The following is a 695-nucleotide window of genomic DNA, read 5'->3' as shown; positions in this document are numbered from 1 at the left end:
CAGTACTGGCCCAAGGGCGCCGACCTGCGTCGCCTCACGATGGCCGAGTGCGATCGGGTTGCCCTGCAGCTGAACACCCGGCCCCGCAAGACCCTCGAATGGCAGACTCCCGGCCAAGCACTCAACACGAGGCTCGTTGCAACAGCCGGTTGAGTCCGCGCCATGGTCAGTGTCGGTGGGTTCCCGTAGAATCAAACACATGATCGAAGTCGCGGCAGGGCCCGGAGCAGGTGAGGCAGACGCCTTCACCGCCTCCGACCTGCTCGCCTCTATCCGGCTGGAGCGGGCCGCCGAGAACACCGCCGCCGCCCGCCAGCTGGTGCTCGCTGCGCAGTGGGCCGACCTGCACCCGCCGGAGTCGATCCACTCCGCCGCCTCGTTCACCGTCCCAGGATGCGAGCACGAGGAACCCATCGCCGGCGAAGGCACGCCCCTGGTCGCGGAGTTCTGCGTCGCCGAGCTCGGCACCGTCCTCGGCATCAGCACCACTGCGGCGAAGAAGCTCATCGGGCACGCGCTCGAGCTGCGCCACCGCCTCCCCCGCCTCTGGGCGCAGGTCCACGCCGGCGCCGTTCCCGCGTGGCGTGCCCGTGCGGTCGCGGAGACCACCATCCACACCTCCCCTCCGTTGACTCGTGAGGCGGCGGGGTTCGTCGACGCGCAGGTCGCCGCCGTCGCCGGACGCATCGGACCCG

2 pseudogenes are annotated in these 695 nt (G+C 70.6%); both read left to right on the top strand.

Features of this window, described 5'->3' with window-relative positions:
• Positions 1–153 (top strand): annotated as a pseudogene (locus tag IE200_RS20975) (IS30 family transposase); the annotation flags it as partial.
• A 46-nt stretch (positions 154–199) separates the two neighbouring features.
• Positions 200–695 (top strand): annotated as a pseudogene (locus IE200_RS20490) (hypothetical protein); the annotation flags it as partial.

The organism is Nocardioides flavus (ex Wang et al. 2016) (assembly GCF_014653115.1).
GTDB lineage: Bacteria > Actinomycetota > Actinomycetes > Propionibacteriales > Nocardioidaceae > Nocardioides > Nocardioides flavus.
Note: the sequence above shows the minus strand (reverse complement) of the source record. Positions and strands in the feature narration are given on the sequence as shown.